The organism is Labrenzia sp. OB1 (assembly GCF_001624695.1).
Taxonomy (GTDB): Bacteria; Pseudomonadota; Alphaproteobacteria; order Rhizobiales; family Stappiaceae; genus Roseibium.
This window is the reverse complement of sequence record NZ_JSEP01000004.1, coordinates 113771-128889: the sequence shown is the minus strand read 5'-3', so window position 1 is coordinate 128889 and position 15119 is coordinate 113771. Positions and strand designations below refer to the sequence as shown.

Genomic DNA, 15119 nt, shown 5'->3' with positions numbered 1-15119 from the left:
CTGCGCGTCGCCTGCTTGGTGGCTCCGGAGGGAGGGAGCACGAAAGCAATAAAATAATACTTTTCAATTAGATAAGAAATTTCTGGAGTAGCGGTTTGTAGTAACCTTGTGTCACAGCAGTTGAACTCAGCTCCAACCAGTCCTCATCAGTTTTGCAAAATCTCTCCGTGACAATACCTCGGTGCAGTCTCGCCAGTCTTTTTCGGTGGCTTCGGAGGTTGCTTTGTAGCGAAGGTCGAATCCAGTCGCCTCCTTCTGGGCATCAATGTATTCATCCATCTTCCTGCCCAACGTTTCAATATCGTCGATCCATTCATCCTTGATGGTATCCGGCAGAGACCCGAACAAGTTGAAACGATCGCGCATCCGTTCAGATAGGCGCTCATAGACTTTTTCGTCCACAGTCTGCTCATTGACGAGATTGAGCATGTCGACTTTCTCGCGTGCCTGACCGAAACGTTTGATACGTCCGATGCGCTGTTCCAGCCGGGTAGGATTCCATGGCAAATCAATATTGATGAGTGTTCCAAGCGTTTGGAGGTTGAGGCCTTCGCACGCGGCATCGGTGGCAACCATGATCTTGATTTCATGCTCCGCGACCATCTTTTTCAATGTCTCGCGCTCGATGCCGACGCTATCGCCCTTTTGATAAAGCCGGCTCCTAGAAGCACCTGCGTAGAGACCGATTGCAAGGTCCGAATAGCGTTCTGCCAGTGAGTCTGCGACCCACTTCGCGGTGTCGTAGTACTGGCTGAAAATGATCACTCCGTGATCAAGCCACTTTTCACTGTCCAGAAAATGTTCCACGGCCTGAAGCTTTGGGTCGCTTTCGATCCGCTCCAAGCGGTCAATCAAACGCTTTAGTGCTTCCCGTTCATCAGAAGCCTCGACAGTTAGCTCGACAATTTGATCTTCTGTTTCTTCTTCGATGGTGTGACCTGACAGAAGCATTCTGGCCGTGCTTAAGCCCGCAACGATACTCGAGCAGATCCTCTGCTCCATAAGATTTTTCATGAATCCACCTCCCTTTCCGCGGCGGGAGAGTGCTTTCCCAAAGGCTCTGGCTTCTCGATAGGCTTCTCTGAAGTCGTCGTTCGTTCTCAGAGCTTTTCCTTCAAACAGGGCGTCAAAGCGTTGGGTATCACGCACGAACTTTCTGTCCGGATGAAGATCAACGCCGATCCGCGGAAGCAAACCAGCATCCTCAAGGTCGGCCCGCTTGCGCAGGACGATATGCCGTGTGAATGGGTTCTCCCGTTGGAAAAAAGTTGCGCCGGAGATCTTTCGTTCAAGTTCGACTTCAAAGGTCTCGCGCGTGTCATCCTTTAGCAACATCAGTGTTGCCCCGCACTCGGTCTCTCTCTCAGCAAGCGCAAGGTCCTGGCGGATTTCGCTGAGCAGCCTTCGTGCTTTGGGTTCATCTGTCGAATTGACCACCGGCAGCGGAGACCGGAGCAGTTCCCAGCCCTCGTTCAATTCAACAATGTCAGTTTGACCTGAAATTATCGGAAGAACCGCATCAGGATGATGCCAACGAGCGTAGTCACTCCCGAGAACAAAGCGTCCTTTGCCGCGGTGCAGGATGCGCATCAAATCCCACAAATCTTCGGGTCGCGTCTGAATTGGTGTCGCCGTTCCCAGCAGCACGTGATCGCTGCGTTCGGCGACAGACTTGATGAATGTCAGCAGTTCGTTTGGTGTGCCCGCGTCCGACCCAAATCCTTGCCGGCTACGCGCCTTGTGCGCTTCATCGAGAATGACGAGACCAAAGCGCAGTCCTAGCAGGTGTTGCTTTTCAAGGCAGTCGCGCATCATCAATCCTGTCGAGACGATGCCAATTCTCAATGGGCAGCGTGCGATCTGGTCTCGGCCGGATGGAGAGATCGCCCGATCGTCATGGTCCAACCATACTTTCTTCTGGGTTTCCCATCGGGCACAGGGAACCCCCAGCTTGTCGATCATTTCCGTCTGCCACTGCTCGCAAAGTGTTGCGGGAGCAAAGATGACTACAGGTTTCTGTCCAGAATTTTCCTGGTCCTGCAGGAGACAAAGAGCGAGCGCCGCAGTCCCCAATGAAAGCGTCTTTCCAAGCCCGACCTCGTCGGCAAGCAGCAGCCGCACGATGCCATGGTTTTCGAAGTGGCGCAGGCACTCGGTCAAAAAACCCTGTTGCCAAGGCTGCAGCGAGAAACCTTCACGATAGAGCGGAGATTCAACGAGGGCAGCAGGCGCGATGTCGTCAGGTTCCCCGATTTCCTCGAAATCGACTTCATGACGATATCCGCGGCGGCGCACTTCCCGGATGACAGCGCGCGGCAATTCCTTCGAGGCCCTCCAGAGGAACTCGAACTCCTCTTCAATCCAGGCAACACCTTCCGGCGAGGTATCCTCCCAAAGGATTTCATAGTGGCGCTGCCATCCACTTCTTGTCTCGTTCATCGAGCCAATGAAGCCGAGCTTTCTGCCGTCGCCGCACTCGATGACGCCAGCCTTGCCGTGCAGAAAACCGCAGACATCGTCGGGGGCCACTCGAACAGCCTGACCGTGTGCTTGAAGGAAATCATCCAGGCGCCGGTAACGTTCCCGGTTCAGCAGCGCTTCCGCTTCAAGAGCGCGTTCATTCCAACGCCCGACCATCTTCGCTTCGCGCAGCTTTGCAACCTTCAGATCGTCCGGGTGAATATCGACATTGCAGACGATCTTCACTTCGGGAATTTGGTCCAGCAACTCACCGGCCACTTCGAAGAGCGAGCTGGTGAAGTAGCCGGCGATCCGTCTGTAGCTGCGGGCTCCCTTGAGATGCTCGAGCAGAATTGTCTGATCGAGACGATGGGTCCGTGAAGAGAACCGACGAATGGTCATGTCGCGGATCCCTCCCTGAGCGCGTTACTGGCTAAACGCGCGGAGGTTCTTGAGACGCCCGCCGAGGACCTCGGCGGCATCGCGCACCTCTTGCTCAGGGACCTTCCTCTCAATGAAGGCGAGCATGTCGATCAGAAGGACGCGCACTTCAAAAAACTCCGGAATATCCTCCTGGATCTGGCTGACGACGACAGCCGGCTCCACTTCCGCCAACAGCTGCTGGAAACCCATGATTAACCTTCCAAGCCAGGTTGGGCCGATTTCAGTGCTGTCGGTCAAGTCGCGCGATGCGAATTCTGTCACCCGTTTCAGGCGCGCGCTGTTTGCGGCCATGTTGCCCATAACCTTCCCGTAGTCGGCAACTCGGAACGCCTTTGCGAAATTCTGATAATTGTCGAGCTTCCGGGCGCCCGTTGTCTCCATGTCCATCATGCGGAAATAGAACCGCTGAATGCCCGTCAGCCGGGACCAGGTTTCTGCCTGCAGCCCCCCGGGAACGAGCAGACTGTTGGCGGCTTCGGCTGCCTGTTGGACGATCTCGTCCACGACTGTCACCTCGCCTTTCTGACGCGGACGCAACGCAAAGGACGTCACGTCCTCACCGCCGATGTGCGTATAGGCCGTCAGCACCTTTAATGCGGCAGCATAGCCTGCCATCTGCAAATCGGAATCGTTGAAGACCGGCTCACCAAGCTTGTCTTTCACTTCGTCATTGAGGTGCATCATGCTCTCGATCTGCCGCTCCACCTCGGCGCGGACGGCGGGTAGAATGCGTTGCTTGAAGCCGGCTCGTTCGCCGGCCGGCCGCTTGCGCAGCATCAGGATGACGGTGCCTTGGACATAACCGCCTTTCTTCAGCTCAGAGGTCGTTTCGGTGGCGATGTACCAGGCCGCCACGACCTGAAGGCCCGCGGCCCAGAAGATGCCGACCATGTCGGACCACACACGGGTATCCTGATGGGTGAACATCACACATTGCATGCCATTGTCCGGCATATGCTCAGTCATGGCACGATACGCGTCGACCATGCCGCGCCTGAACTCGTCTCCGGCCCCCTTGATCGCAAGCGCACGGCGGGAGTCCCAGACCCACGTATCAAAAGGCTCAGGAGGGCTCTTTCGAAGCCACGCTATGAAAAATTCGGTAATTTCATGATAGTGCACAGCATCCGCATAAGGGGGATCTGTTACGAACAAATCGGCCTCGAAGTCCAATTGATCTGCGCTTGCCGTTCTTACCTGGTGCGTGCCAGCGATCCCAATCAGCTTATCATTCGATCTTCCAACTAGCTTCCTCGAGATATGTGTTACGCATCTACAGCTATAATTGTAGTGTGTGTTAAGCGCCTGGTTATTAAAAACGTTAGTCGTGAACTCACCTGATCCCGGATGACCAGGATTCCAACCGCAAAGCTTACTTGCATTATCGGTCACCATCGGGATGGACAAATACAGATGAGGCACAAGCTCTTTCTTTTGAGCGCGCACTTGCTTGGCATATGTTGCTATACCAAGTAGGTCGCGCGGGCTAAACAAATGGTGCCAGTAAGTCCACCCGCGCTCTCTGATAGGCTGGTCAGTGTTGTAGCCGCGTTCAATCTTCATATCTGGCACCAAACCTAATTTCTGCCAGTTCTCAAGATTTTCCGATACAATCCTTTTAACGCGTTGCTCCCGTGTCAAGTCTTCTTCTTGAGGTGATGAAAAGAATGCAACTTCACGTCCCTTTCCAATTGTGTCCTCTTGTACCCAATGGATCGCGTATAGCCTCTCTTGAAAGAGGTCGCTCGACTTTGGCGTGAATTCATTTTTTTCCCAAAGGCGCAACTTGTTTTGTGTGCCCCCATTTCCATCGCGATAGTCGCCCCGCAAGGTTTTAATCGAGGTTCGATATGTTCGCCCTGCGATCTCATACACCAGGTGCCCGCCTTGAAGGGTACCGGTGTTCGCGATCTTCATATCTGAAGAATTTGCTTGGCTTTTAAGAATAATATCAAATCTCTTTTCAGTCGCATTCGGTACAAGCTTTGCGACCACATTTCTCGTCTTCGAGATAATCCAACTGGATGAAATAGGAACGAGCCAGCCTGTCTCTGGGCATCGGGTCTCCAAACAGTATAGATACGCCTTTGCTCGGTTGCCCCTACCGTCTTGCTCAACTCCCAAATTAGATAGCTCTTGCTCAACTGCTAAAGCGACAGCTCTCTGTGAAGCCGCAATCTCTGCACGGAACTGGGGCGTCGCTCCCAAGCTGTTAAGCGCTCCCCACGTGAGCATTGCCGCTATTGGATTTAAATCAGACGAAAAGGTATCAGCTCCTAGCCTTGACGCCTCGAAAGGAATAGAACCACCACCGCAGAATGTGTCTGAGACTCTGGGCCGATGTCCGTATCTTAGCTGGCCGATGCTCTCAATCAATTCAGGCATGGATGAAACCGTAATGCCAAATTGCTTGTAGTGGTTGTTAACTGCAGGCCAAATGGGAGCAAAAAGCCAACTCTGATCTACTTCCTCAGGCCGCTTACAGAAACTGGATTTCTCTTCGTAACTATCTAATGTCGCAAGCGTTTGCTCGATCAGTTGGAGCTTGGCCTCGTCGGAGGTGTTTCTATCCCAACGGAGAGAAATACCTTCCTCGTCCGCGTCGAACGGGCACTCAAGGTTCAAAAGCCGCTCACCCACGGGGAGGTTTTTGTACCCCGTAAAAGTGAAGTAGTCCCACGGGTTCGAAAGCGTGATGCGCGCCGCAATCTGCTTCGGTTTGAGATCATTTTGGGCAAAAGCCCGTCGCGCAAGTCCGTGATCGTCGAATGCCATCAACTTCTCGAAGATCTCGAGATCTTTTTCGTCGTCGCCTGTCTGCGGTAGCAGTGAGCCAAGGACGATGGCACGCACCAGAATGAGCGGTTTGCGTCCTTTCCAGTACGAGCCAAGTGTCGTCAGCGTTTGTCCGGCGCCCGCCTTTCGCTCACGTTGCGCTTCAAATGACACCTTCTGCGCAGGGAAAACCGCTTCAATCAGTGCTGGCGCATCTTTCAGGGCAAGTGGCCTCAGGTCTTTCATTCAGTTCTCGCCATCAAAAAGGTCGAGGGTCGGCCGATTACTGACCTTCCCAATCTGCCGCCTGGCACGGGGCTGCATCAAGTCACTCTGTGCTACGTCTCCCAGCGCGTGCCTGAGCGCTAGGCGCCAACCTCGGCCTGCGTCCTTCACCGTGCCGGTGGCCATGGCGGTCATGCCGAAGAGCCACCACCTTTCCTCCGGCCGCAACGCCAACCAATTCCGCACAGCAACAGGGACCTGATCCATTTCCAGATCTTCAACGGCCCAGGCGAGCACGCAAAGCTCCTTACCGAGCAGGCGATCCACCGGGTTCTCGCCGACCTTCCAGGCAGATATCTTCAGGCCATGTGCCTTTAGCCGCGCGTTGAAGGCACGCTGAACTTCGCTGCGGATTGCGGTCCAGCGTGGCCGGTCGAGCACAACCCGGTCCATGACAGCGAATTCGTCGCTGCTGGCCTGCATACCAAGATATTCGCTGATCTGGACCTTTGCCGAATTTGCGGGCGGAATACTGACCTTGAAATGATGCGGGTCAGAAGTCGCGGGGACACCAAAACCAAGTGTCGGTTTGGCAGGGCCACTGTCATCGCGTTCTTTACGTTTCATCATACCAGCGGTCAGCCCTTGCGGCATCGATCACGTCTCCTGCACAAGTTCACCCGGCTTGAGGTCAAGCCCCGCAATCTGCGCGAATTCCTTCACAGCAAATCCATTCTCGAACTGAATGCCGTCACTGATTGTGATGGCAAGCTCCGCTTGGTCCTCCTGAAGGACGTCGCGGAGGCTGTTTACCACACCCTCTATCATGGCTGCCGTGATCGCACGTTCCTGGAACCGGACGGTAACAGTGTTCTCACCTTCACCTATTTCGATGCGAACACCTTTGAAAAGCGTGTTCGCACTGTCCTTGAATTTGTTGATCACACCATAGACGCGGTCAGTGGTGTCCAGGGAAACACGTTTACCCTGAAGTCGTGCGGCTTTGGTATCGTCGATTTGAACCCGTTTGTCTCCGCTCGCGGGGATCTGAAAATCCGCGGTCTTGTTGGCTTCACCTGCGCGAGCATAAACGAGCAGACGGATCGCTTCAGGCCCGATTTCGAATGGCCCATCATATTTTTGGCCATCCTTTGGATTGGAACCGTCAAGCGAATAGGAAATTTCTGCTTTGGGTGTTGATTGCAGGGTAACACACCGGTTGCCACCTGCCGGGTCGACCTGGTGACGGATCTTCAGGTCCGCCGTCCAACGAATCGGCGGGCCGCTTTCATATTTCCCGGATGGTTCCCTCACCCAAAAATACAGCGTCCCTTCTCCGGTGGAGAAGTTGTCGATGTCCTCTATTTGAGGATCGTTTTCCGACACATCGGGTTTCGTCGAATAATAAATGATTGGGCTGTCACCGGCATTTCGCGGTGTCAGGCTGAGAAGCGCCTCGCCCGTTTCGGGATTGCTCCCCTGGAGCGAGACGTTTACGGTTGTCTTTTCCTGAGGAAACGGTCCTTTTTCGATGTAGCCGTCCTCTCCCAAACGCCATCGACCTTGCTTCAATGCCTCAGCTTTCAAGCTGTCCATACCACTGGAGCCTGGCATCCACGGCCAAACGGGAAAACTCTTGGCGCGACTGACCACATCTTTCCACGGCGTCCGACGATTGTCCTTGCCCGATGGCCACAGATCCTCCTCGGCCATCGCAAAGTATTGCGTCGGGTCTTCGGCCATATCGAGCGCCAGCTTGTAATTGGCGCGCGGGCTGGCAAGCAATTTCTCGATCTGGACTTCAGCCGACTGGTCTCCCTCGCCGATCTTGAGGCCATTGTCGATCGTCGCCGGCATGAGGCGCTCGCTACCGTCCGTCTGTTCCTGAGCAGGATAGTAAATACGGTTATAGCCCGCAGACAGCGCCTTGTGGAACCGCTCCTCGGCCTCCTCGAGGCGGTCTCGAGCTTCTTCGTAGAGCGTGTCCCCAGGCTTCAATCTTTTGTGGATCTGCTCGATGGCATAAAGCTCCCGTAACCGCTCCTCAACTGCATTGGCCAAATGGCTGTCCTGACCGGTCAGAACCAGCAAGTTGTTCTTTTCCTGCTGATAATCGAAGAAGTTCTGAAGTTCATCCGGAGGCACCCGACCATCCGGCCTAATCACGATCAGCACTCTTGGACCACCGAGACGCAATTCATCCAGCTTCGGAAGCACTTGCAGTTCCTGATAGGCACGCTTGCTGACCGGTTGCAGGATACCCGTCAAACGATTGATGAGAGCCTGGTCGATCTTCGGCTGGGGGATCTCCCTGGCTGTGCGCTCGATCTGTCTCGAGAGGTTCTCGGTCTCCTTGATGAAAAAGCGCTGCTCTTCCCGGTGCAGGTACCAGGCCTGCTCGCGCAGCTTTTCAAGTGCAGTCAGGAATTCATCCGATTTCCTGTTTGGTGCAGCAAGAAACTCGATAATTTCACTATCTGACAGCCCAATGCGCCCACCGACAGCGCGTGAAAGCGACGACGCCAACAGAAGCGTCATTACCTGCTGTGCAGCGTCGGAACTGAGCTCAAAATCGATGGTCTCAGAAATCGCATTACCACTGTCGGCAATGTCACGTGTTACCGCAGGTAGCAGTTTCGGAGCGATGCGTTCAATTTCATCCCGCACCTGGTCGTCGTTGAGGTCAAGATGCTGAGTACCAATCAGGAAGATGTCATCGGCTTGGCGCTGTTCCACGCTCTTGAGGAGCCTTGCCGTGAACTGCATGAGACCGCGGGTCTGACGAAACCCCTCATTCTCCTTGAAGAGTGCCACAAGATGCTTAAAAGAGGGATGAAATGGATAGGTTTCCCGAACTTGTTCAGCGATCTGTTCGATACTTGACGCCACGATGTAGCCGCCATCTTCCGCTTTCTTGACCTGTTGAGCGTATTCTTCGGCGACGTCGGATATCGTCCGTTCGTCTGGCAGTTCGTCGATGAGCCGTTTCTTCAGGATCTCGTAGATCTCGTTTCCGGCAAGCTGGACCGGGGTGATCGTCATGGCCTGGCGTCTGGCTTCCTGCTGCAGGTTAGCAATTGCGTCGGCCAGAGCCTTGGTTTGCGATTTATAGCTTCCGGATAGGTTTGCGATGACAATCGCGCAGTTCGGAAGTTCGAGCGCTGCACTCATCAACGAACTCAGACTGTAAACAACCATGTCTGCCAGCGTTCCAGCTCCAACAGCCTGTGTTGCCGCATTCTGGAGGTATGGCGGAAGCTCATCAAGCAGGATCAACGTCGGCGAATCGCCAATGATTTCTTTCCACTTGCGCTGGTCTACGGCCTTGGGACCATTTGCCCAATGAGGCCGGATTGCCTCGTCCGCACCGAGTTGGGAGGCAATTTCGCCCCAGATGAAGTTGTCCGGGCTGTTTCGGCCGTTGAACGCCGCAATTCGCGCTTCGCCAAACTCCACCCGGTCATTCAGTACAGCCGGCAGGACTTCCGGCCGCAAATGTTGATGGAGAGCGAGAAGTCCGAGCGCAACCATCATATGTGTCTTACCGCCGCCCATGGCCTGGGTCAGCTCAAAGACCGCTTGATCCGATTTTCCAGACAAGCGAAGCATGCCTTCCTTGAAGAGTTGCTCCATACCGTGGGTTATGAAGTTCCTCGCAAAGAACTCTCGTCCGTCACCATTGTCTGCAATGAGATCGGCGAGGTTTTCAATGCCCTCCGCCATCCGGTAATCCCGGATCACCGGATTAAAAATGCATGCCTGTTTAACGGATTTGATCATTGAGGAGCCCCCACGACATATCTCACTAACGTGCCGAATTCTGTCCCGACTATTCCTCAGAGGCCTTCATCGGGTAACTGCTTTTCTGCGATCATTGCACAACGCGGAGTATCACGCGCACGTCCGGATCTAAAACGGCATTCATGTTGTGATTGCAGAGAACCGTCCCAGCTTTCCGATCGTCTTTTTAGCATGGGCAATGCCGCTATGGCGGGCCGGCCAGCGAAGTCCACTAATAGCCTCCGACAAGCACCCGAGTTTGCCGCTCTTGTCGTGATCAGACGCTTTACCAGAGAGCACAAGAGGCTGATACCGCCACGGGATGCACCATGTCATTGGTGCGACCAATCTTTAGCAAATGCGCTTTCCAGCGACTGAATGCGTTCCGGCAAATCGGTTTCTGAGGTTGATACACCTAGGAACAAAGCCGCTCTGGTCGCACCCACGTAAAGAAACTTTTCGAATAGATGAGGGTGAAACTGCTCGAGACGATCAATTCCCACGAAAAAAACTGCTTCGAACTCCAGTCCCTTGATGTGGCGAACATCAAAGACGCGAACATCATTGTCCTCGCCCGCAAGTTGGCCGCGAGGGCACGGTACGACCCGGATGTTGGCGTCGGCCAGTTTCTGGTCAAGCGCATCTGCGAACGGGATCACTTCATCTTCATCTGTCACCAGTATCGCAATTGGGGGAAATTCATCTGCCAAGCGCTCGATTTCCGCGATCCGATCTGCGAGCCATTCAACGGTATCATGGATACTGACGATGCTTGTTCCCAGGACGGGCGGGTAGCCTTCGTTGTTCACTCGCTGCGGCAACTGTGCCTCTTCCACCTCGGGATCTGAGATATGTGCAATGTCCCTTGCAAGCTCATTCAGTTGTCGACTGTGGCGGTAGGAAATCGAAACTGACCGAATATCAAAGTCCTGAAAGACCCATCGAAGATCATCGCTCCCTCTGCTACCCCAATCGGTAATTCGCTGATTGAAATCGCCGCAAGCCACAAATGAATTAGACGCCCCATCACAGAGTGCCCCCATGCAGGCGAGTTGAATCGGCGAGAAGTCTGTCGCTTCATCGACTAGGACCTGAGTTCGGTAGAGTGACCTCAGCAGATTGAGAGCCGAATAGGACGGTGTATCGAGATCACGTGCGATCCTTCGATCCGCAATCAGGTCTGCGCAAGTCCGAAGAAGCGCCAACAGAATAACGTCCACTTCAAGCGTATGCAGTTCGTGTTTCTGAAACCCTTCCGCATTGTACCATTGCCTTTCCGCCTGACGCACTCGGCGGAAGCGCCGATACCGAGCGGGCATAGCGTTCACAAGCCGCCGCACAGGGGACAAACAACGGCGCAGTGAAGTCTGCACCGCCAGATCCTGTCCTACTTTTCGCAACGCCTCACGGTCAGGACCACGCTCCCCAAACCATTCAATTATTCGTCCGTTACGGGTACGTGGACCAACTCTTCTGCTGCTCGAAACGGCCCGCGCTTTTGCTTTCAAAGCTTTGATCAAGGCGTCAATAGCTGCATCACGCCCCACGCGAACTTTTTGCGGCTCGTCGTCCTCCTCAGAATCAAGCTCATCCTCATCAGGATCATCAACTGCATCGAGCGTAGCGACAAATGCTACAAGCTCCGGCAACAGCGACGGTTCGCTTTGCAAAACTTGTGCGATTTCCTTTCGGATAGTTTTCTCGGTGCCAGTTCGCATCTGAGTTATCAGAGCCTGCAGAGACTCAGACAAATTGTTCAGCGCAACGATCGACTCTGGATTAGGCCCATTGAGTTTGGAAGGAAGGACGGCCAGAACGCGCTGGCCAATCTGTCTGACAGAAGTGGCATTATCACTTGCGAGAATGTTGGCGTGATCATGGAGACCTTCCCAGAATAGTTCGAGCTGGAAGTCGAAAAAGTCCTCGAACCACTGACGTTGTTCAAGAACGGTATCAGGTGTAAGCGATGGCAGTTCATCCCGCATCACCAATCGACCACGGGATCCCGATCGAAGAATCGTGAAATGGTTGCGAGCAAGATGGCGCCGATAATCGTCCCAGGACTGAATTCGCTCGTCTGAGGCCGGTACGCCTTGACGGGAAAAGGCTTCTTTCACGTACTGCTTTAGAAGCCTAGTTGGCGTAAACATTATCCAGCTAGTGTGGTGACCAGCCTGTCCGGCAACGGTGCGCTCGACAACGTCGTGCTCTTCGTCAGTGAGATTTGGGTAGTCAAGCTTCTGACTCAACCGCTTAATCAGCGTTGTGGTCTTTCCTGTTCCGGGTGGGCCCAGAATGACGAGGTGAGTGTCAAGTGGCAGTCGGAAAATCTCGTCCTGATACTCGTCAAGGATCGCCAAGTCCCGCAATTCCATCTTGGCAATGGCGTCTCGCCGCAGCCCTTCCAATACAAGGCCGGCGGCCATGTCTTCGGCCAGTAGCGCGTCAAGAGCATCCAGTTCTTCTTCTGGAACGCCGAAGCCTTCAAGCAGCGCACGGAACGAGGGGACTGTAAAAGGTCCGAACTGCTCTCCTTCCACCACCGACTTCAAGGAATCCCATTGACCCTCAATTTCCTTCGGGGTCAGGATAGCTTTCTCGATCACCGTGAGCGTAATCGGTCCATTGCTGGAGGGGGCTTCGACTTCACCCCCGATTCCTAAGGCTGCCAGCCTGCCGAGTGGCATCGCATTGTAGCTAACGGCGTAACTGCCATCCGATGGGGATCTGTATGGTGTAGCACGTGATACGAAGTAAATGCGTCGATTGCCTTCCTCATCTTTGGCTACAACACGAGCGACGGCAGGTTCCAACAAGAGCGCGCGAAGCTCTCGGGTCCGCGAATCCGTGACCTCGTCCATTTTTCTTATTACAGCGTCTTCCGTGGCCGCATTGAAGGACGCCATCGCATTGCCAATGTCTGGATGAGACACCCTCAGTGCCTGCCTTGCCCGATCCGCAGTTTCGGTAAAGTGATGAAGTGAGTGGCCTGCAATCGAGGCGATTCTTTCGTTCTTATTTTCGTCCACAAATTCTCTCCCTACCGGGTATAGTCACCCAAAAACGGCACTTTCCTCACTTCTTATGACGCTATGCGACGGCGCCACTCGTCAGCCAAAACCCAGCCATCCTGACCATCCTGAAAATGCCAGTCTTTCCAGCCATTGCGGTGAGTTCGCGTTATGAATCGAGACGCTGCTGAGAGCGAGTCGAAACGACGGACGATCCCCTCTACGGCAAGCGAGCCGTTTTCAATTCGTCCGTCATATCGACGGCCAGCATAGGTGAAACAGCAGTTTGTACCCTCGACAGGTAGGCTATTTGCACCTGCTGGTATTTCACTTTCTGTTTCATCGCCATTAGGCGGAGCCATCCATACACGCGCTGCGATTTCGAATAGTGAAAGGCCACGCTCTGAGATCGTTTCTTCGTTCCAATTGTCGAACTGGTTGAGATCGCGATTCAGCGCAAGGCTAGAATGAGATTTTACCGCAGGCATCTTCACTGAGTAGGAGCCATTCGATACAGAGGAATTCAACGCTCCTGTGAGAAGAGTCAGGTTGCCAATCCGGTCTATCACCGCATCACGTTCTGCCTGCCGGCCCAAATATTCAACATCATCGTCATCCACATTGTCGTATCCCGGGATCGACCAAGTATCCCGCCATCGTTTGGGCATAATATGCTCGATCGTTAGGGCAGATTTTATCTCGATCTCCTCGTTAAGCGATGACCGTTTGGCCATCTCTATCGCTTCAAAGAGATACCGTAATCGAGCTTGCCGAGCACCTTTGTACTGGCTGCGGCTGAGCCATGCATTGCGCCACTCTTCATCGGTTGGCCAACGGTCAATATCCGATCGACGGTTTGATAAATTAGAAATCATTGCATCGATCTTGTCGCCTTCAGCCTTGCGTAGTCGATCAATGAGACCAACAAACAACCTGTTGTAGTTTTTGTTTGTCAATCCGCAAATGTCGCGCCTGAGGATATAGCTTTCAAGAACTTCCAGAGCCCTGTCGATTTCATTCGCCACAGTAGGTTCAATGGCGAGGTAAATTACCAAAGGCATGACGGTCGACACGTCAAATGCATCTGCGAAACGCCCAAAGTTACCGATTGGATCATCAATGTCTTGATTGAATAAGCGCTGTTCGATGGCCGCGGTAGCCGAAATAGACTCAAGTTCCTTTGTCACATTATCAAATGGGCGCTCGGTGAGGATCCATCGGCGATAGCTCTCGAATAACCCCTCAATCGAAACTAGATTGCCGACGTGCATGGCCAGATGATCTGTAAGCATCCAGTCGAGACGCGCCCGTGTCTGCCGCCCACGAGAAGCCACTTGACTCCAAAACGCACGGTCCAATGGAAGCCAATGCTTCTCGTAGAGCTTGTCCACCACGAGAGAATGGTCGGCTTGGCCCAGCCCCTTTGCCCGCTGAAATATGAAATTGCGCATCAAGTCACCGGGAGTTAGGTCTACGCCGCGGCTGTTGAGCGTCTCAAATATTGTCTGGGGATCGTCTCCTCCTTCCAATTCGATTGATACCGCGGCCAATCCCTCCTTGAGCGCTTCGAACAGGATTTCAAGCCGGTGTTCTTCGAATACACCATCCTGAATTACCTGGCTTTCAATGCAACCTTTGAAATAGGAGTGAGCAGCAACTGAGAGCCTGACGACTCCATCTTCGTCAGTCGGAGGCGGAGAGACTGCATCCAGATCGGCAGTTGGGTCGATTATTGAAACGAAAGATCGTCTATCCGTGATCGATGGCCAGAGCTTAAATCGCTCAACACTTGGGCGCTCCATCACGCCGTCATTCAATAAATACTTTTGAATCTCTGTTTCATAGTTTGAGCCATTGGCCTTGGCGACATCTCGCAATGCCGCCAAAAGTAGCTGGAACGTCGTTAGCCTCTGCTGTCCATCAATAATTTCATAGGCTTGCACCTGTTTACCAAAGGTCTTTATTTGGGCAATAACAATGGCGCCCATGAAATGCGGAGTGAGAGAAGTGCGGTCCTCCATCAGTCTTGAGACTGCACGCTCAATATCTTCCCAAAGAAGTTCAAGCTGAGGGGTTTCTTTCCAAGCGTACCGTCTCTGATACAGTGGAATCAAAAAACGCTTCTTGCCATCAAACAGCTCGATTATCGACCTTGTATAAGGCTTCATTGTCCCCCCTAGCGCAACTAAACCATATACCGTTAGTAGAATTCGCCTATGCTATGCAAGTCATCCTATAAAGTCACCGTCAATTTCAGTTCAGTCGTGGCTGATTCTCGACACGCCACTCATCACCAAAGGCCGCGACCCGAAATTACCGTCGCTTTACAGAAACGTGACGGTTGAGATGACACACAGCTGCTCGGCCGCCTTCAGAGTGCCCCTTTTTCCTAGAGCCGGATCACTATACTCTAGTGGAGCGGAT

6 protein-coding genes are annotated in these 15119 nt (G+C 53.6%); all 6 read right to left on the bottom strand.

The features are described from left to right. Window positions 1-126: 126 nt before the first annotated feature. Window positions 127-2862: a phospholipase D-like domain-containing anti-phage protein gene (locus tag OA90_RS07095; RefSeq protein ID WP_068408956.1), complete on the bottom strand. Its 2736-nt coding sequence runs from the start codon at window positions 2860-2862 to the stop codon at window positions 127-129. Window positions 2863-2886: 24 nt separating this feature from the next. Beyond that, the gene (locus tag OA90_RS07090) at window positions 2887-5925 is read right to left on the bottom strand and encodes an anti-phage-associated DUF1156 domain-containing protein (RefSeq protein ID WP_068408955.1); all 3039 of its coding nucleotides are present in this window, start codon (window positions 5923-5925) and stop codon (window positions 2887-2889) included. Continuing rightward, entirely contained in the window at window positions 5926-6558 is a 633-nt protein-coding gene (locus OA90_RS07085) for an anti-phage-associated DUF3780 domain-containing protein (RefSeq protein WP_199823633.1), read from the bottom strand. Between the two features lie 3 nt (window positions 6559-6561). After that, window positions 6562-9684, bottom strand: a complete 3123-nt coding sequence (locus tag OA90_RS07080) for an anti-phage-associated DUF499 domain-containing protein (RefSeq protein ID WP_068408954.1) — start codon at window positions 9682-9684, stop codon at window positions 6562-6564. Between the two features lie 332 nt (window positions 9685-10016). Then, window positions 10017-12713: an ATP-binding domain-containing protein gene (locus tag OA90_RS07075; protein WP_068408953.1), complete on the bottom strand. Its 2697-nt coding sequence runs from the start codon at window positions 12711-12713 to the stop codon at window positions 10017-10019. A gap of 53 nt (window positions 12714-12766) precedes the next feature. Further along, complete coding sequence (locus OA90_RS07070) at window positions 12767-14863, bottom strand: DUF262 domain-containing protein (RefSeq protein ID WP_068408952.1); 2097 nt, start codon at window positions 14861-14863, stop codon at window positions 12767-12769. Window positions 14864-15119: the final 256 nt, after the last annotated feature.